The organism is Thermocladium sp. ECH_B, assembly GCA_001516585.1.
GTDB lineage: Archaea > Thermoproteota > Thermoprotei > Thermoproteales > Thermocladiaceae > Thermocladium.
In genome coordinates, this window is the sequence record LOBW01000011.1 from 17,404 (window position 1) to 34,260 (window position 16,857).

The following is a 16,857-nucleotide window of genomic DNA, read 5'->3' on the forward strand; positions in this document are numbered from 1 at the left end:
CCAAGTGGCTCAACCCACGAGGACCGTGGATGCACGGGGATTATCATGCCCCGGCCCAATAACTGAGTTAGTGAAGGCGTATAGGAACTCTAAGATGGGAGACGTAATAGAGGTACTGGCAACAGATGAGGGATTTAAGCAGGACGTGCAGGCTTGGATTAGGAAAACGGGGAATGAACTTATAGAGTTGAGGGAAGAGAATGGAGAGATAAGGGCATTGATACGCATAGTGAAGCGGTGACCACCGTGAAGAACGTCGTGATAATAGGCGGCGGCGCCGGTGGAGCAATGCTCGCGAATAGGTTACCCAGTGATGAGTTCAATATTACATTGATAGATAAGGAGGGCTATAATTATTATCTTCCTTGGCTTCTATATGTGGCGTTTAAGGGATCCCGGCGAGAGATGAGGAGAAGCCTTGAGTCGATACTGAAGCCGCATGTGAGGCTAGTGAAGTCGACGGTGTCCGCCATTAATTTGAGCGATAAGTGGATCGAATTAATTAATGGAAAGAGAATGAGCTATGATTATGTCGTGATAGCGGCCGGCGCAGACGTTGATGACTCTAAAATCAATGGGTTACATGATGTATTGGTTAGGTATGGGAACTACTACACCACTGAGGAGAATGCATTAAAGGTATGGAGAACGCTGAACTCCATTAAGGAGGGCACACTGCTCATCGCCGTGTCCGATCCAAAGCATCGCTGCCCGCCATCTCCAATGGAGGGCGCCTTCTTGGCGGAGGAATTCATTAGATCAAGGGGGCTCAGCGATAAGGTTAAGATAGTCTTCGCCACTCCCTATCCAAGGCCTTACCCTGCAGAGCCAATGAATGAGGTCGTGGAGCCAATAATGAGGGAGAGAGGGATAGAAATAGTTAATTTCTTCACGCTTGACTATGTGGAGCCGGATAAGCAGGTAATGCATTCCCTGGAGGGAGACGAGTTAAAGTATGATTCGGCGATAGTTGTGCCACCCCATGTGGGGGCCAGGCTAAAGTATTACCCGGAGGACGTTACCGATAGCGATGGCTTTGTCCTAGCCGACAAATTGACGAATAGGGTTAAGGGATTCGATGATGCATTCGTGATAGGCGATGCCTCGGCAGTGCCGGTAGCCAAGACCGGAGTAACGGCTCACTTGGAAGCCAGCGTCGTGGCCAAGATACTTATGGGAGAGGAGGCCAAGAATAGTGGTAGAACTAATTGCCCCTTTGACTTGGGTTATGGCCTAGGCACATTCGTTATAGGCGATTATTACACGCCGGTGGTGAAGTATCCGCCGAATAAGGTTAATCACATGATGAAGATGGCGTTCGCTGCAATTTATTGGGACATGATTAAATATCCTGAGTTATGGGACCCGATATTTGACTCATTCTTTGACGCCACCAATCCCTCAATCCTAAAGAGGATATATGGGTGAGGGACATGTCTATTCTGGTTGACGACGAGATAGAACGAATGTTGACGCCGCGCACCGTGGAGTTAATGGACAAGCTAGTCACTGCCCTCGATAAGCTTGATGGATCAGGTCTTCTGGATGCATTAACTAATTTAGCGTCAAGCGACGTTATCAGCGAATTAGCGAGGATATTCTTGACCGCGGATCTAGTTAAGACATTAAACGGCATCGATAATCTACTCAAGTTGGCGAGCGAATTATCGGATGCCGATGCAACGGATGGTTTAATTAAATTGGTGAGGCTAATTAAGGCAATCAATGGCACTGGGCTAATTGATTCGATGAGCGATATAGTCGGCGATCCGGAAGTGATTGGGGAAGCATCTAGGGCCTTATTATCGACGGGCCTCATCCATTTATTGAATAATTTAGATGAGTTAAGCAAGGCATTGGCATCTATTGACTTTAAGGCCCTCACCAAGTTATTGACAGCATTGTCGCAGGGATTAACGGAGGGCCCCAAGCAAACGGAGTCCCTTGATATGGTTAAGAAACTGCTTTCTAGCACTGATGCCAAGAAGGGCCTCTCCATGCTAATTAACGTATTAGAGAAAATGGGCTCAACTACTTAGGAACAACAATTCTCTCTTTTTTGGCCGTTCTTCCCAAACCCTAGCCAGATGAGGATTCCCAGGTCTTCAAGGATTCCTTCTACGTGTCTTTAATTATGCAAGGAGACCNCGGGGAACCCTCGCCCTTAAGGATGGGGAGGAGGTCGGAATAAGAAGGATAACCCTGCTTCTTCTAGGAGAGGGAATAAGATGCACAGCACTTGGAAGCATTATATAGATTTATCTTTCTCACTAGAGACGCCAAACCCGCAAAGGCGGGGTAGTTTACTCTCTACCTTATGTTTTTGGTTTGATGGCTTCCATCGGCTTTGTGGTAGGACCATAGATTCGCCGTGAACTTGTGTCCTTGTCCGGGTTTTTAGCCAGCATTGATGAGTTTTTTCACAGCTTCGTAAACGCTGTCGCACATTTTGGCGGCGTTTTCAGCATCAAATTTTGAATATAGTTCTGGTGATGCTCCAGTTTCCTCATCTCCATACATAGCGGGTTCTCTTTGGCTCCTTAAAACTCTAGAATAGTATGCAAGTTCATCTATTTTCTCTTGGAACCATTGTGGAAACCTATTCTTTTCTTTCCTAAGGAGGTATCCTACGTCATGATTAGGTGGCTCTACACCAACGTACCTCAAGGAAGCTGTAAGGAGCAGTTCAACGGCTTCCTGGCATTGCCTCACAGTATAAGGATAATTGCCTCCATTCAGTGCCTCCTTAGCATGCTTCATTCTCTCCTCGGCTTGTCTAATGTAAGATTTTGCAAGATCATTATTATTCACAGGCTTCACCCAAAGTCAATTACTTCTCCGAACTTGTAATCTTTTTTCCTCCAATACCACGCCTTTTTAGATATCCACACTCTCTCAAAACCCAATTCCAACAATTTCTCTCTCGTCTTTTCAAGGACATTTCCAAAGAAGTTATCCCTATCGTAAAGAATTATCGCATCATCTGTCATATCCATGTAAAGAGGAGAGAATCTTACGGCCTCCTCCGGAGTTTTCATAATTGGAGAAAAAGTGACATAATATCCTTCATCCATAAGTTTATCTATATCGTCTTCAATCTTACTTTCGATTTTCTCAAATAACATCATCCTCTCGGTTATGGTTTTAGGCAAATCCTTTATGACTATTAATAGATCGACGTCACTGTCATTCCTATGATCTCCTCTGGCAACGCTTCCGTAAACTACTACAGAAATTAGCCTGTCCCCAAATTCGTCCAAAAGTAACTTAGTGAGCTTTTTCAATAAGCTATTGTAAGGTTCTTTCATGGGCAAATACTCGTTATTAAAGATAAAAACTTCTCGCCTAGTTAATCTGGAATTAGAATGTTTAATTCCTCGCCAAGCTAAACTTTATAGCGAACTACCGCCCTTGTGGGCGGGGNCTTCCTGTTTCCTTAGCATCAGTTAAGATAAAAAGTATTTAAAGCCGGAAATATATTGGCTTACTAATGATAACGCCTGTTAGGTGCTGGACGTGCGGTAAGCCTCTGGGTCATCTTTGGGAGCCCTTCAGGAAGAGGGTATCCGCGGGCGAGGATCCAGGCAAGGTATTGGATGANCTTGGATTAACTAGGTACTGCTGTAGAAGAACGTTGCTGGGCCACGTTGAGTTAATAGATTCAGTATTGCCATATAATAGAATGGAGAATCCATGAAACCGCCTTAACGAGAACAATAAAAGTATTTAATTGACTGCATTAACATATGGAACCAGTGAGCAGGGGAGGGCCTAAGGCATTAAGGATCAATAAGCAAGTAGTTAGGCCAATTCGCCNCGCATTAATTACTGTATCACTGTTCCTAGCGATTTCACTAATAATGTCACTAATTACGGTGGCTCAGGAAGACATTCCAATAAATAAAACGGTTGAGGTGAGCAATGTTACCATTTATTACTTGAAGAAGGGGATAGTTATGGCCTACGGCTCTAATGGAGTCTTAATCAACGGTTCCATTTATATAGTTACCATTTATAGGTCAGGCAATTATTTGCTAATATACGGTGCAACCCAGAACCAACAAGCCATTAATGCCTCCCCGGTGCCTAAGCCCCGTTCCGCTCACCCAAATACGATCAAGGAAACGCCAGTGATTAACTCCTTTTATAAGTCACGTGAACCAACACAGCTCAACCCTCAACAATCCCCTCCCATCCCGGCTTCTCCCGGGTCTTCCTCATTTATAGTTGTGCTGGGGCTCTTGGCTTCATTAATGGCATCGACGATCGCGGCATCCATGATTATCATCAGTGAGGATAGGCGTAGATGNATTGATCATGAAATGAGCAGATTAGTGGATTGGCTGGGGGCCCGTAGGCCATCTATAACGCCCCGGGAATTAATTAATGAGGCGCCGCCATGGTCTATCAAGGAGGTTTCAAGGGTGGTGGATATGTATGAGGCATTCATGTATGGAAATGCCCACATTGATTGCGGCGAGTTTAAGAAAGCCGTGGCCGAGGCTATGGCGTGGAAGCCGGTATCGATGAAGCAGGTAGAGGTCCAGTGATTGGACCAATGGTGGTGGCCATAGTCTCAACCAATGATCAGTCCAAGTTAGAGAGGATTGGAGTTAAGGATTCCAAGAAATTAAGTCCCCACAGGAGAACCCAATTATTTAGGCAGATACTGACCATGGCAAGCTGCGTTAAGTCAATTATTGTGCCCCCCGACGAAATAGATAGGTATGTGATGGTGAATGGATTAAATGATTTGGAAATGAGTAAAATGATTGAGTTAATATCTATGTGCGAGGCGGACACCATTTACGTGGACTCCCCTGACCCTAGACCAGAAAGATTCGGGCAGCGGCTTGAGGAAGCGACGGGAAGAAGGGTAATAGCGATGAATAAGGCCGATGCTATTATACCCGTGGTTTCCGCCGCCAGCATAATAGCTAAGGTAACTAGGGATAATGAAATAGCTAAATTAAGGCGTGAGTATGGAGACTTCGGAAGCGGGTACCCCAGCGATCCCAGAACGATTGACTTCCTAAAGAAGTGGATAAAGCAACACGGTTCTCTACCCCCAATAGTTCGAGGAACTTGGAAAACAATTGACGACATTAAAGGCTAAGGCCAATAAATGGGCGTTACCGTTCCATTACCTCACGATGCCTAACCCAATCCAAAAGAAGCATCCACTTCCAAAATCCTTAATGAGAGACTTACCATTCTTACCAAAATGGGGGTTAAGGGGGCGAAAAGCCTCGCCCTTCAGGGCGGGGAGGAGGTCAGTTATTGTTTTCCAAGAATTCAGAGGAATTAATTATTAGCTCGCAGAAAATCTATAATTAGAAATTTATTTTTTCTTTTTATTTAAAACTTTTTTATCTTTTTCCCATTCTTCAATATCTCCATCAACGATATAAAATATTGGATTTGGTTCGATTATTTTTTCATCTTTTATTTCTTCATATTTTTTCTTGTCTCTTACTTTAAGTTTTTCAAGTAAATGTTGAAATTCAAAATTTACCTGACCAATTGTTACTGGCATCTTTAATTTTAAATCATAATTGATTATTTTATCTTTATTAAAATTATACCCCCTCCCTTTTCCTTCTAAATAAACATAATATAAATATGTTCCTATATATAATATTGGATCACTTGCTCTCTTAAATCTTATTAATTGAGGATGATTTTTATATCCTTTTGTTTTTCCTAGCAATACTTTTTGAGCTAATAAACTTTCTCTCCATAAACCCAAAAGACCTGGTTTATCTAAATATTTTGGATGTAATGACCAAAGTCTCATGTTATTTTTAAGATGGAGAATTCTTTAAAAATACCTCACGCTAGGCGAAACATGGAGCGGGGGTGCCCGAGCATGGTCAAAGGGGGCGGACTCAAGATCCGTTGGCGTAGGCCTGCGTGGGTTCAAGTCCCACCCCCCGCACCAAAAAGAATAGGACTCCTAACCTAATTCCCCCAACCATGAACAACATGAACCACCATGAATACCACCACCGCTAACCAGCGCCTAGGCGCTAACCGCTAGGCGCGCAACCAACCTAAAAGCACATTGCTTGAAGGCCATTAAAAGCCCTACCTAGTTAAGCATGGTAAGCGGGAGGCCGAGGAACCTTAACAATGAAGCTTATGTGAGCCGATTACTGGTTTATTGGGGCGCAGTAGCCACCCAAGGATTGGTGAGTTTAAGTACCCACTCCATGCAACGCGGAGCGATTATGGCCGGCGCTCAGGATGATTAGGGTTGTGGGGATGGGCTTGTGGCTTGGGGATGGTTGCACGCCTCCGCTCGAGGCTCAGTGAGGCGCTTAGTGAGTGGGGTGGGTGGGGGGAGCCGTTTGATTGGGGGGATTATGGGCATGGAGGACATTAGCAATCGCCTAATGACGCCAATTGAGGAATTGAGGACTTGAGCAAACTGCTTCCCAACACGGGCGCCACGGTACGGGGCTTACTGATTATTCCATTCATTGGAGCCATTCATGAAGGGGCGGTATGGGGCTCTTTACTCGCAATGCTCTTGGCTATTGCTCACTATGGCGATCGCACTGGGAGCGGGATGATGGGTAGGCTTAGCCTAAACTAACCAAACCGCGCCTACCCAGTGGCAAAGCTTAAAGGCTAATGTGAGTGGGTTTTTCGGGGGTGTGGAGTGAAGCTGGGTTGGTACTTAATCGGTGTTGGCGTCATTATTGCCCTCGCCGTTGTTGCCTTCCTCATGCTGCACACTGCGCATGAGGCGCCAGCGCAGTTGGGTTCACCCAATGGATATGAAGCATTTGTGCCACAGAATACGATAAATTATAATGGAAATACTGATCCCACCGGTGATTTAATATTGAGCAATGGAACTACTATTCAGAATGTTATTTGGAACGGCCCATATGCAAGCACAATAATCCAAAACCATAATGCAATAAATCAATTGAATGATCAATTTGTTGGACAAACTGATCCAGTGAATAATCAACCATATGTAAACTTACAGGATGTATATGTGGTTAAGGGTCAAGTACCAGTTCAACAAGTAACAATAAATGGACAAACATATACTGTGATAGAAGCAGATAAAATAAACCCAGCAAACATTGGAGTATTCGATACTTAACAAAGATGGGTACCCAACTTTGTAGTAGCAATGAATACACCAGGAACATACGCAGCAGGACTACCAGGAAACTCTCCAGTATTCCAATGGACAAACACAACAGGAACAGTAGCATACCAAACAATGGTATATGGAGAATATTCACCCTTTGCTGGAGGTAATGTATTAGTATTACCCAATAGAACTATAATTCCATATGGAGGTTTTCCTTCTGGTTCAGCCCTCTTTAACTTTACTACTCCGCAACATACATATAATCCTTCCAGCTAATTTTTTAACACTAGATTTTTAAGATACACTCATAACATAAGGAACTCCATATGTTACTATAATCCAATCTAAATACATAAAACCAGAACCAGCCCCAGAACCAGCTGAAACAAACAAATAAGGCCGACCATAATATAAATCTAATTCGTCTTGTAAGTGATGTATACGTATAATAATATTAGATTGCGTAATACTTGCACCGATAGCTTCTTCACCAAGGGTATATTCACGAAATCCAAATGTTCCAGGTATAAAATTACTATTTACTTCACTAGATAAAAATAGACCATACTTATACAAAGCTTCTTGAGGATTTGCAGGTTGATTAAACGCCGTATTATATGCATTTATGTATGATTGTGCGAATAAAGGTTCACATTCTCCTGTAATAGAACAATAAATTCTTCCAGGTGGCTTTGGTAGTGTTGCATATGCATAATATGGGGAACAATCCCAACCAAAAAACCAACAAGTCTTTCCTAACATGTATTGTTCTAAAGCAAGAGAATAATTGAATATATTTCCATTCATTAAGAAGAATATATTCATGTTATTGGTATTATTTTCTGCCTGGAACCAATTATATAACCAAAACACACCGTATTGATAATAATTTGGATTATTTAGTTGATTTGGTGGCATAAAAGCAAAATAATTTGGTAATCAACGGCAAACCTCGCCCTTCAGGGCGGGGAGGGGGTCATATTACCTAATGGCACAGCTTCTGACGCCGATGAACCAAGCCAAGTGTACTATGGTTACTACTCAATAAAATTTAGTAACGACTTTAGCGGCAATCTAGTGGCGAATTATGGTACGTGCGCTAGCCCCGCAACACTCACTATATCGCAATCATCATACACGTTATTGATTGCTGGCGTCGGTGTTTCCATAAATGGCTATGAAAGCAGCGGATCCGTTGAAATACAAGGATCAACGACGAACTCATGGACTTATCACTTACCTCAAGGCTATGTGTGGAATATATCATATGCCGGCGGCCAAGGGCCTGCATATGCGTTTAAATACATAGGGCACTGCTAGTGAACTATATGCCTCGCATAATCAAAATCGAGCTTGGCATCTTCTTGGCGCTGCTATTCGGCATTTTAATCGTGATGGGATTGATCGTTTATGGAATAAATGTATTATGCAGCCGGAGTTGCACGACTCCTCGGCTTTACTCCCTGCAAGCCATCGCTGCCTCAGCGCATCGGGTTCACCCCCTTTGCTCCGCAGGGCAATGAGGTGCCCCTCGGCGGTGGATCGAATAGCGTAATGACAGAGTTCGTAATAAATGGTACCTACTACGTGACCAGCGAGTATTATTTAAGGCCCTCCACGTATGTGTGTGTAGCCCCAATCGCGGCAAGCGAGTCGCTCTTGTTCGGGGCAATGAATAAGGGCTTCATCCCTAGGGACAATTACGGATACATAAAGTGCGTGACCGGCAATGGCCCAACGTGGCTAAACGTAACCCTAGGACCCGGCGCCTACGCCTTGGTTGCCGCCATCTATGGTCCCAACTCATCAAGCGCCATTACCGGCATAGCCATCCTTAGGCCGGTCACGGGTACATTGCTGAATTCACTATATTACCCGCAGTGTGGTTACCCGTCACTAGGCGAGGTGCCTCCTTATACTGCGGAGGAAAAGCCGCTATTTTTCCATATAATTACTCCAGCCAGTGGCTTTGGTTACGGCAAAACAGTGAATTATCTTTTTAAGGCTAAGTCAGAGAGCATGAAAGGAGGTAGCAGAGCTGACTTTCTCCTCGCCCTGAAGGGCGAGGGTTTTTTGACCCCCTTGGAGAACCATTCATGGCTCAATCATTCCCCACCGGGGGATCGGCAGAGCTAGATCCCCATCCTTTCCTGGATCATGATAAAATTATGAGGTTCATGAAAAATGCGAAGGGTATGCGGCGCTTCATACATCCACATCTGGTTCCTGCTTAATGAATGTGCCATTACTTAGTTCGCTAAATGCCTTCTCAAGCTCCTCCTCCGTATTCATAACTATTGGACCGTACCAAGCCACTGGTTCCCCAATTGGTCTACCGGCCAGTAAGAGGAACCTAGCAGGTTCACTGCCTGTGATTATCTTTATGAGGCTGCCCTCACGTGAATATACAGCTAACTGACCTGATGCTGCGGATTCCTCGCCCAGCAATATGGAACCCCTCATTACATAGAGCAGAGCAGTGTAGCCATCATTTACCTCATAATTAAATTCCGACTCACTTGGCATTGATACATCCATATAATGAATTGGCGTTGCTAGATCGCTTACCGGTCCATTGACTACACCATAGCCTGGGACCCTAACGCTACCTGCGACTAGAATTACTTCTCCCCCATCATTGAGTCTCACCCTGGGTACACTGCGACTAGTTATGTTTCTATACTTTGGTTTACTCATCTTGCTTGATCTAGGAAGATTGATCCATAACTGGAAACCCTTAACCTCAGCATCATTAATTCCATTCACTCTTTTCCCCGGCTTAGGCATTTCCTCATGGAAAATACCGCTTCCAGCGGTCATCCATTGAATATCTCCTTCGCCAAGCACTCCCTTGACTCCAGTGCTATCCCTATGATGGATCTCCCCCTTAAGCAAGTATGTAACCGTCTCTATTCCTCTATGTGGATGCCATGGAAACCCCATTAAGTACTCGCTTGGGTCTCGTGAACCAAAGCTATCGAGGAGCAGGAAGGGATCCATTATATGTGCTAGGTTAGGACTGCCGAATACTCTATATAATTTGACTCCGGCCCCGTCATGGGTCCAATTGCCCCTAAGTATTGATTTGATGCTTTTTCGGGTCATTGATTGTTATTTAATTAATTATTTAAAAATCGATGAGCGGCAAGCAAGACCCAATGAACTAGTGTTGATTCATGCCTTTTCCTTATTATGTTGATTTCTTTTTATTAATTGAATAATTGCGAAAGCCTTTTATGTAATTAATTATAGTTGGGGTTATGGATGATGAGTTACGATTGCTTAAATTAAAGAAAATGATGGAACTCATGAAGGCCAATCAATCCATGGGTCAATTACAAAAGAAGAACTTAAGCGATGAGGAGGTAGTAGCCACGGTGAGGGGAATGATTGTTGGAGAAAGAGGGGGCGAGATAATCGATAAGGCGATTAATCTTTATGGAAATGCAGCCATTCAATTATTTAGGTACTTGGTTGAAAAGAAGGCGGAGGGCCAGATTCAATCAATTAGGGATGATGAGCTCTACGCATTTCTTGAGGATGCCGGGCTCCATATACCGCTCGACACCAGGATAAGGATAGTAAGGCATGGGAAGGAAGAGAAAATCGGCGATTAAACAAATACATTAGCCCTTCCCTTAGTGGCGGCTCATGGGGATTCACGTAAATGCCTAACTTTGGTTTGGGGACTCTATGGGTAAGCCATGGGGGCATTTGCTTGGTTTACCTAAGTTCTCAAATAATTTATCTATGACTTGTATCGGCACATACTCATCGAATTGCGACGCTAAATCACATGCCTCTTCGTCGGTAAACCCGAGGTTCTTTAACCAAGTCTCTATTATCCTATGAGAGCTTAAGAGAAGCGTAACCGCTCTTCGTCCCTTCTCGGTTACCTTAATATCATTAATGTCCTTCTCCACTAGGTTCTTCTTCTCCAAGTGATTTATCTCCTCATAGGCGCTTGGGGGCGATACACCCATATTCTTGGCTACCTTGCTTATGGTGACTTTATCCCCATTATTATTGAGATTAATTATCACGAGTAGATATGATAATTCGCGTCGGCTTATCGATGGCAGCATGATTAACCCATTATAACTACAGTTATAAAAACCTAACTAAGCCCAGCAAGTAACATAAATACGCCTAAAGGATGAAGCCCCTATATTATATTCTCATAGGCAGCTAAGTTATAAATCCTCGTGAATAGCTTTAAATCATTATGGCTAGCCACTTCACTTTGTTGGCAATTGCACTATTGATGATGGGCGTCCTCTTAGTGGTGATATCTGTTGTGTCGATGATTGGTTTCATATACATGGTTAAGTATATGGGTGGATACATGGGCATGATGCGCGGTATCCCTGCCTCCTATGGTTTAGTGGTTCCAATCATTTTCCTAATAGTAGGCATAGTGATCATTATTTCATCGCTACTAGCCGCTAGGCAGCCCATTCCTAGTCAGGCTCGGCATGAGGCAATTGATGATTCGGTATTGAGGCTTCTTCCAGAGCAAGAGAGGAGAGTCATGGAGTACCTGGAGAAGTCCGGCGGGGAGGCTTTTCAATACAAAGTTGCGCGGGATCTAGCCATGAGTAAGGTTAAGTCGTGGAGGATAATTAAGAGACTTGAGGAGAAGGGATTAGTGGAGGTGGTTAAGGTGAAGGGAAGAAACGTCGTAAAGATACGTGGCAATAATGAGAAGAAGGGCGCCAGTTAAATGGTCACTTAATTATGCCCATGCGCTTAAGCGCCCAGGCCACGAATATTATCATTAGTGCTATGATGAGAAGGGAGAAGATCAGCCATAATGCTCCGAAAAGGAACATTGGCCCCGGTCCCCAATATCCCCAGGGCCCCCATCCCCACCACATCATGCCCATCCACGAAATCATGGATAGCAATATTAATATGAAACTAATGAACATGCTTCTCCTCACCTTGAACCTCAATTAATCGCTTAAGTAAATTGATCTCCGACTCAAGCTTCTCCACCCGCAACTTAAGTAGCTCCACTTCATGCTTCAAATCATCATGCTCATGATCGTCACTTGCATGGTTCATTCCATGCATCATGCACATCCCCCTCACCTCCCCCCAATTGCATTAACCACTATCTCTCCATACATGCCCTCCTCCGCGTGCCCTGGATATGTGCAGATATACCAATAAACCCCAGGGTACCCTAGCACAACGCTATAGGCATAACCATAAGCATATCCCTCACCGTAATTCGCCGGCGGCAACCACGATGCTGCCGCCATCATGGCGGGCCCCATCTCGGTTCCCCTCATTGCATACGGCATCACATTGAATGGATATGGAGGCGGCGCCTCGGTTATTATGAAGTTGTGGTACATATCATCGTCTAGATTAATGAAGACCACATGAAGAACAGCATCGGCTGGAACTATTATTGTCGGATTAATTAAGCCATATATTACGAATACATCACCATGAGAGTAAGCAGGGGCCGTGGTTCCAGTCATTTTCTCAGCATCGTTGCCCATCATTGCTATAACTATTAGAGTAACATTGTCCGAATAGAATACTATTGTATCATTGCCTCTAAATATCTTGGCATTGCTCGGCTCCAGCGACATTAGTTGCATTGATTCATTAATTGTATACTCCCTCAGCGAGTAAGCACTCGGATACCCGTACCCCGCTGCGCCACTCATTGGATACCCATATGTTCCCCACCCCATCATGCCATACGGCGCATTACCTACGCCATAAGGTGCTCCCATGTACGGTGGATGAGCAGGGGCCCCGAAGTATCCCCACCCCATCATTGGTCCATACCCCCACCAGCCCCACCAATTATTTATGGCTAGATATATCGCGGCCACCGCTAGTGCCGCAATTATCCCCGTTATTATTATCATGGATTTCCTCATTTCTCCTCGATATAGGTATGCGGTTTCAGGAATAAAAGACATGCGTGAAACCCGCTCCTTCACTTGGTTTCCCGGCGAATACAGGCACCAATGGTTTCCACACATCCTTGAGGCAAGCCCCTCATTTATACACATGGGGGAAACCTCGCCATTTATGGCGGGGNAGCTCACTTCTTAATGACTTGTGAAAAATAATTTATAAATTGCCCGTGATGGTGCTCTTCATGGCTTTGGATCTATATGCGTATAGCAACTCCAAGCTATTTAATGGTGGCTGTGGCCCCGCCTCTCTTCACGTGCTTGGTGCGCCAATGGAGGACACTTTATCCTATAGGCCAGGCACGCGATTCGCTCCAGAGGAATTGAGGCGGGTCAGTAAATATATAGAGGCAACGCCCACGCAGTATCTCGGGATACAAGTGCCCAAGTATGTCTGCGATGTGGGCGATTTATCTTTGTCTCAAGGCGCTCCCGAGTTTAATTTATCGATAATTGAGAAGGCTGCTGAGGATGCATTGCGTCGCTGGGGATTCATAGCCACCATAGGCGGTGAGCACACTGTCTCGCTTGGCGTGGCGAGGGCCATAGGTAAGACTTTTGGTAGGCTTGGGGCATTCGTCCAAATAGATGCTCACCTAGATCTACGAAAGGAATGGGCTGGGCAGGCTTTGTCTCACGCTACATTTGCGAGAATCATAAACGAGGAGTTAAGGCCAAGCTATATCAATGTGGGNTTCAGGGGTTTCGATGATGATGAGTTGAGGTTCCTAAATAGCATAAATGGCCTTGGCTTCACGTCATTTGAGGTAGCTAAGTTGCCCCGTGCCATGCTGGTTAATTCGATCGAGGAGAGGCTGAGGGGAACAGCTGGACCAATTCACTTATCGATAGATGTGGATGCCTTTGATCCATCCATAGCGCCGGGAGTGGGTAATCCAGAGTCCGGCGGCTTAACTTATCCAGATGTTTACTCGGTTGTTAGGTCCGTCATAGATGCAGTTGGGGATAGATTAGTCGCCGTCGACATAATGGAGTACTCCCCACCCAATGATGTGAGCAATATGACCGCAGTGCTAGTTCTTAAACTGATCCTGGACATATTTAACCTAATCATTTGGCGGCGATCCTGCATCAATAAATGAGGAAGATCGAGAAAACGCTCCCTGCTTCACTGGACATTCAGTGCCTCGCCATCCTTTTTCTTCTTGTTTAGGGCCTGCGGTTGCTATATTAATGGGGGGATTCCTCGGTTTCTCTGGGCATTACATGAAGATTGAGTATGGCAAGGATTATGTGGACTTAACTCCGGAGCACGATGAGGATCTATTCATTTTGTACCTAGTCATCAATAGGGGCGATATAATTTACTCATGGACAGCCAGGGAAGTTCGGGGCAGGGAGGGCGAGAGAGGCGAGAGGGAGAGAGTGTACCTGGGGATACGGGTGATTGATGTGGAGTATCATGAGTTCAGGGAAGGATTGAGGATACGGGGAGTCATAATTGATTACCCCGAGTGGCTAGAGGGAGCTGGCGGTAGTCATCACAGCATTGATGTGTTAAAGGGTCAAACAATTAGATTCACGAAGAGGATAGATAAAGAGTTCCTGGATGCATTGATCAAGGCATTCAGCGGGAACATTAGGGTGCTTATAGCGTCGATATCTATTGAGGAAACCGCATTCGCAGTTGCGTCGAGGGTGGGCATAAAGGTATTGGGCACCATGAGTAATAGGTCTCCCCCCTCAAAGAGGATGGGCTCCTACGAATTATCATCCTACTTCCGCGAAGTAACAAATAACTTGAGTAGGTATATGGGTCAAGTTAAGCCAACGCTGGTGGTTTTAGCCGCTCCATCTATGCTGCTTGACGATGTTAAGAAGGCCGTGAATCTTGGTCCCGCATCGATTAGATACATTGCTGTGAATGAGGGTGGCTTAGTTGGGATATACGAGGTTCAGAGGCTTGACGTATTGAGCGACTTAGGCATAGAATTAGGCAGTCGATGGCTGGATGAGGTGATGAGGCGATTATCCAGGGGCTCAGGCGATGTGGCGATAGGCTTAAAGGAAGTTAAGGAGGCCGCTGAGCAGGGTGCAATTGATAGACTGCTCATGGATGAATTGTTCTTTAAGGAGAATGCTGGCAGTCTTCAGGAAGTAGTGCTTTCCTGTATTAGGTCTGGGGGAACCGTAACCATAATTCCAAGCGATTCGGAGGCAAGCAAGAGATTAACGGGGCTTGGCGGCATTGCTGCATTACTTAGATTCAACTATTTTAGCAGGGATTCCCTTTAGCTTTACAGAAAGGGGATTAAGGGGCGGGAACCCCCAACCCTTTAGGGCGGGGAGGAGGTCAGATATTTATTATTGATATTTTCAGTGAAGTGGGTCCTTGCTTCTCAATATTTCCTGTATTGAGTCGGGGTTAGATTTAAAAACTAATCTGGGAACCGTTTAACGGGCATAAGCAGAGATGTCCCAACAAGAAACGTACATGGAACCGAGAAATACAATCAATGAAGGCGTAATAGGGTGGCATGTGTTCGGCGAGATTTGGGGAGTAGACCCTAATGCATTGCAAGACGAAAAATACTTGCGATCCCTTGTAATAGAAGCAGCAAATGTAGCAAACATGCATCTCGCCGAGGTTAGATCATGGCGATTCGGAGGCGGGGATAAAGGCGGAGNTTCGGTTATTGCTCTGGTTCTTGAGAGCCACATAGCTATCCACACGTGGCCCGACCACTCCTATGCAACAATTGATGTATATACATGCGGCGGTCACTCCCTTCCATGGAAGGCATTCGATTACTTGATAGGTCGATTAAGGCCAGAGAGGTTCACGAAGACAATCATAAATAGATCCAGTGAATAAATGGGACATTAATCCTTCACAAAATTAATTCCAAATTTTAACATCCACAACAATCAATCAATTATCCAGTTCCAGTAAGGGTAGCAGTTACCGAGCTTGATTGAAGCGCGAAGGGAACAGTTGAACCCTGGGGATACAATGCCTCAGTTAAGTTAAATGATGCGTAGGCCGGCACGCCGCTTAGGTATAGGCAGTTCAAATCGCTTGCAGCTATTGCCTCTAATCCATATATGCTAGGCGCGGTTGTGTTAAGCGAGTTAGAGTAGCAGTAGGCATTGTTGCCTAGCACCGTTATCGATCTTGTGTAGTTGTATTGAGTTATATTAAGCACGGCAAGTACACCATATATTGGTGAGGATATGCTGGTGCTGGGTTCAGTGTTGCAGGTGCTGGTTCCATTGCTATACGTAACGCATACCTTATAATAACTCGCGTTTATTTGAGTTGCGGTTTCCTTGGTCGTATTGCCGTTTTGGGTTATCGATATAGTGAATGAGGAATGCCCGACTTGGCTGTATGCTACGTTCATTATGGTGGATTGATTGGCCACAACCGTATTATTCTCAATTAACATGGTCCTCACGTGGAAGATATACGTGGCGTTGAATGATGAAGAATTAAATTTGCCCAGTAAATCCGAGTACCTTGGCGCAGCATTGGCCACTGCCTTGCTTGTATGGATCATATAGTATATGATGCCTACCAGGGCTATGGCCACCACAATCACGGCGACCACGCCTATAGTTATATTCCTGTTCACACCTATCGCAAATCTTCATGAGGGGTCTCTTAATAAACTTATGTTAATTCTATGTTAATGCAGCGCTAAGGCTTGAGGCGCATAATGGAGCCATGGGTTGGAAAATCATTGAATACCCGGATAAAGTATAAAAAAGGCAAAGCCATTGATGCGATTCATGGCGAAGGTATTGTTCTTGATCATCAGTGGGGATGAGAAAATGGAC

The 16,857-nt window shown here is 44.8% G+C and carries 22 protein-coding genes, 1 tRNA gene and 1 pseudogene; 15 read left to right on the top strand and 9 right to left on the bottom strand.

The genetic code is table 11. The features are described 5' to 3' along the window. Positions 1–4: 4 nt before the first annotated feature. From AT710_02440 to AT710_02450, 3 genes are read left to right on the top strand one after another with little or no spacing between them, the layout of a single operon-like run. The gene (locus AT710_02440; protein KUO92677.1) at positions 5–241 is read left to right on the top strand and encodes a SirA family protein; all 237 of its coding nucleotides are present in this window, start codon (positions 5–7) and stop codon (positions 239–241) included. After that, the gene (locus AT710_02445; protein KUO92678.1) at positions 238–1,428 is read left to right on the top strand and encodes a pyridine nucleotide-disulfide oxidoreductase; all 1,191 of its coding nucleotides are present in this window, start codon (positions 238–240) and stop codon (positions 1,426–1,428) included. Before AT710_02440 ends, AT710_02445 begins: the two co-directional genes overlap by 4 nt. A gap of 38 nt (positions 1,429–1,466) precedes the next feature. After that, a complete protein-coding gene (locus AT710_02450; GenBank protein ID KUO92679.1) occupies positions 1,467–2,039 on the top strand; it encodes a hypothetical protein in 573 nt (190 codons plus the stop codon). A 358-nt stretch (positions 2,040–2,397) separates the two neighbouring features. Here AT710_02450 and AT710_02455 read toward each other — a convergent pair whose 3' ends face one another. Together AT710_02455 and AT710_02460 are read right to left on the bottom strand one after the other, a co-directional pair. Beyond that, positions 2,398–2,811, bottom strand: a complete 414-nt coding sequence (locus tag AT710_02455; GenBank protein ID KUO92701.1) for a DNA-binding protein — start codon at positions 2,809–2,811, stop codon at positions 2,398–2,400. A 5-nt stretch (positions 2,812–2,816) separates the two neighbouring features. Beyond that, positions 2,817–3,308, bottom strand: a complete 492-nt coding sequence (locus tag AT710_02460) for a DNA polymerase (protein KUO92680.1) — start codon at positions 3,306–3,308, stop codon at positions 2,817–2,819. A gap of 182 nt (positions 3,309–3,490) precedes the next feature. Here AT710_02460 and AT710_02465 point away from each other — a divergent pair, with 182 nt between their 5' ends. The 3 genes from AT710_02465 to AT710_02475 all read left to right on the top strand — a co-directional run bounded on the left by AT710_02465 (position 3,491) and on the right by AT710_02475 (position 5,116). Further along, complete coding sequence (locus AT710_02465) at positions 3,491–3,697, top strand: DNA-directed RNA polymerase subunit N (GenBank protein ID KUO92681.1); 207 nt, start codon at positions 3,491–3,493, stop codon at positions 3,695–3,697. Positions 3,698–3,755: 58 nt separating this feature from the next. Further along, the gene (locus AT710_02470; protein KUO92682.1) at positions 3,756–4,550 is read left to right on the top strand and encodes a hypothetical protein; all 795 of its coding nucleotides are present in this window, start codon (positions 3,756–3,758) and stop codon (positions 4,548–4,550) included. Positions 4,551–4,558: 8 nt separating this feature from the next. After that, positions 4,559–5,116 carry a ribonuclease HII gene (locus tag AT710_02475; GenBank protein ID KUO92683.1) on the top strand — a complete coding sequence of 186 codons (558 nt, stop codon included), beginning with the start codon at positions 4,559–4,561 and terminating at the stop codon, positions 5,114–5,116. Positions 5,117–5,341: 225 nt separating this feature from the next. On the opposite strand, the gene AT710_02480 is transcribed toward AT710_02475, so the two are convergent. Next, the gene (locus AT710_02480) at positions 5,342–5,797 is read right to left on the bottom strand and encodes a hypothetical protein (protein ID KUO92684.1); all 456 of its coding nucleotides are present in this window, start codon (positions 5,795–5,797) and stop codon (positions 5,342–5,344) included. A 56-nt stretch (positions 5,798–5,853) separates the two neighbouring features. Here AT710_02480 and AT710_02485 point away from each other — a divergent pair. Together AT710_02485 and AT710_02490 are read left to right on the top strand one after the other, a co-directional pair. After that, positions 5,854–5,941: transfer RNA gene (locus AT710_02485), tRNA-Leu, on the top strand. A gap of 927 nt (positions 5,942–6,868) precedes the next feature. Next, positions 6,869–7,281 (top strand): annotated as a pseudogene (locus AT710_02490) (hypothetical protein). Between the two features lie 127 nt (positions 7,282–7,408). Here the strand turns inward: AT710_02490 and AT710_02495 are convergent. Then, complete coding sequence (locus AT710_02495) at positions 7,409–8,032, bottom strand: hypothetical protein (protein ID KUO92685.1); 624 nt, start codon at positions 8,030–8,032, stop codon at positions 7,409–7,411. A 105-nt stretch (positions 8,033–8,137) separates the two neighbouring features. Between AT710_02495 and AT710_02500 the strand changes: the two genes are divergently transcribed. Together AT710_02500 and AT710_02505 are read left to right on the top strand one after the other, a co-directional pair. Then, the gene (locus tag AT710_02500; protein ID KUO92686.1) at positions 8,138–8,434 is read left to right on the top strand and encodes a hypothetical protein; all 297 of its coding nucleotides are present in this window, start codon (positions 8,138–8,140) and stop codon (positions 8,432–8,434) included. 99 nt (positions 8,435–8,533) lie between these two features. After that, positions 8,534–9,250, top strand: a complete 717-nt coding sequence (locus tag AT710_02505) for a hypothetical protein (GenBank protein KUO92687.1) — start codon at positions 8,534–8,536, stop codon at positions 9,248–9,250. A gap of 69 nt (positions 9,251–9,319) precedes the next feature. Here AT710_02505 and AT710_02510 read toward each other — a convergent pair whose 3' ends face one another. After that, positions 9,320–10,219 (bottom strand): pirin, encoded by a 900-nt coding sequence (locus tag AT710_02510; GenBank protein KUO92688.1) that lies wholly within the window; start codon positions 10,217–10,219, stop codon positions 9,320–9,322. Between the two features lie 155 nt (positions 10,220–10,374). Between AT710_02510 and AT710_02515 the strand changes: the two genes are divergently transcribed. Then, the gene (locus AT710_02515) at positions 10,375–10,731 is read left to right on the top strand and encodes a hypothetical protein (protein KUO92689.1); all 357 of its coding nucleotides are present in this window, start codon (positions 10,375–10,377) and stop codon (positions 10,729–10,731) included. 54 nt (positions 10,732–10,785) lie between these two features. On the opposite strand, the gene AT710_02520 is transcribed toward AT710_02515, so the two are convergent. Continuing rightward, on the bottom strand, positions 10,786–11,199 hold the full coding sequence (locus AT710_02520; GenBank protein KUO92690.1) for a hypothetical protein: 414 nt from the start codon (positions 11,197–11,199) through the stop codon (positions 10,786–10,788). 158 nt (positions 11,200–11,357) lie between these two features. On the opposite strand from AT710_02520, the gene AT710_02525 reads away from it, so the two are divergent. Then, on the top strand, positions 11,358–11,837 hold the full coding sequence (locus AT710_02525; GenBank protein KUO92691.1) for a hypothetical protein: 480 nt from the start codon (positions 11,358–11,360) through the stop codon (positions 11,835–11,837). A 4-nt stretch (positions 11,838–11,841) separates the two neighbouring features. On the opposite strand, the gene AT710_02530 is transcribed toward AT710_02525, so the two are convergent. Continuing rightward, the gene (locus tag AT710_02530; GenBank protein ID KUO92692.1) at positions 11,842–12,045 is read right to left on the bottom strand and encodes a hypothetical protein; all 204 of its coding nucleotides are present in this window, start codon (positions 12,043–12,045) and stop codon (positions 11,842–11,844) included. 159 nt (positions 12,046–12,204) lie between these two features. After that, positions 12,205–13,017: a hypothetical protein gene (locus AT710_02535; GenBank protein ID KUO92693.1), complete on the bottom strand. Its 813-nt coding sequence runs from the start codon at positions 13,015–13,017 to the stop codon at positions 12,205–12,207. Between the two features lie 224 nt (positions 13,018–13,241). Between AT710_02535 and AT710_02540 the strand changes: the two genes are divergently transcribed. From AT710_02540 to AT710_02550, 3 genes are all read left to right on the top strand, one after another. Then, positions 13,242–14,159, top strand: a complete 918-nt coding sequence (locus AT710_02540) for a hypothetical protein (GenBank protein KUO92694.1) — start codon at positions 13,242–13,244, stop codon at positions 14,157–14,159. A 91-nt stretch (positions 14,160–14,250) separates the two neighbouring features. Beyond that, entirely contained in the window at positions 14,251–15,312 is a 1,062-nt protein-coding gene (locus tag AT710_02545; GenBank protein ID KUO92695.1) for a hypothetical protein, read from the top strand. 199 nt (positions 15,313–15,511) lie between these two features. Next, positions 15,512–15,892, top strand: coding sequence for an S-adenosylmethionine decarboxylase proenzyme (locus tag AT710_02550; GenBank protein KUO92702.1), 381 nt, complete (start codon positions 15,512–15,514; stop codon positions 15,890–15,892). Positions 15,893–15,953: 61 nt separating this feature from the next. On the opposite strand, the gene AT710_02555 is transcribed toward AT710_02550, so the two are convergent. After that, positions 15,954–16,652, bottom strand: coding sequence for a hypothetical protein (locus tag AT710_02555; protein ID KUO92696.1), 699 nt, complete (start codon positions 16,650–16,652; stop codon positions 15,954–15,956). Positions 16,653–16,857: the final 205 nt, after the last annotated feature.

Coding starts and splice junctions, on each gene's coding strand:
- AT710_02450 (KUO92679.1), top strand. CDS start 1,467: ATGTTGACGCCGCGCACCGTGGAGTTAATGGACAAGCTAGTCACTGCC.
- AT710_02460 (KUO92680.1), bottom strand. CDS start 3,308: ATGAAAGAACCTTACAATAGCTTATTGAAAAAGCTCACTAAGTTACTT.
- AT710_02475 (KUO92683.1), top strand. CDS start 4,559: ATGGTGGTGGCCATAGTCTCAACCAATGATCAGTCCAAGTTAGAGAGG.
- AT710_02480 (KUO92684.1), bottom strand. CDS start 5,797: ATGAGACTTTGGTCATTACATCCAAAATATTTAGATAAACCAGGTCTT.
- AT710_02495 (KUO92685.1), bottom strand. CDS start 8,032: ATGCCACCAAATCAACTAAATAATCCAAATTATTATCAATACGGTGTG.
- AT710_02505 (KUO92687.1), top strand. CDS start 8,534: ATGTATTATGCAGCCGGAGTTGCACGACTCCTCGGCTTTACTCCCTGC.
- AT710_02510 (KUO92688.1), bottom strand. CDS start 10,219: ATGACCCGAAAAAGCATCAAATCAATACTTAGGGGCAATTGGACCCAT.
- AT710_02515 (KUO92689.1), top strand. CDS start 10,375: ATGGATGATGAGTTACGATTGCTTAAATTAAAGAAAATGATGGAACTC.
- AT710_02520 (KUO92690.1), bottom strand. CDS start 11,199: ATGCTGCCATCGATAAGCCGACGCGAATTATCATATCTACTCGTGATA.
- AT710_02530 (KUO92692.1), bottom strand. CDS start 12,045: ATGTTCATTAGTTTCATATTAATATTGCTATCCATGATTTCGTGGATG.
- AT710_02535 (KUO92693.1), bottom strand. CDS start 13,017: ATGAGGAAATCCATGATAATAATAACGGGGATAATTGCGGCACTAGCG.
- AT710_02545 (KUO92695.1), top strand. CDS start 14,251: ATGGGGGGATTCCTCGGTTTCTCTGGGCATTACATGAAGATTGAGTAT.